Consider the following 212-nt stretch of genomic DNA (forward strand, 5'->3'; position numbering starts at 1 on the left):
ACGTCACGTTCAGGGATTGAGGCTGTTCTCGCCAGTTTAATTGAACGAGGAGACCGTGTGCTTGTGCCGATTTACGGGCGTTTCGGCCATTTGCTTGTAGAAATTTGCGAACGTTACGGGGCCGATGTCCACAAAATCGAATGTACGTGGGGCACTGTGTTTAGCGAAGAAGAAGTAATCAACCACATTCACGCAATCAAGCCTAACATTGT

The 212-nt window shown here is 48.1% G+C and carries 1 pseudogene; it reads left to right on the forward strand.

Annotation, left to right across the window (positions count from 1 at the left end):
* A pseudogene (locus CHH91_RS21390) lies at window positions 1–212 on the forward strand (alanine--glyoxylate aminotransferase family protein); the annotation flags it as partial.

Source organism: Virgibacillus sp. 7505 (assembly GCF_002272135.1).
Classification (GTDB): domain Bacteria; phylum Bacillota; class Bacilli; order Bacillales; family Amphibacillaceae; genus Terribacillus.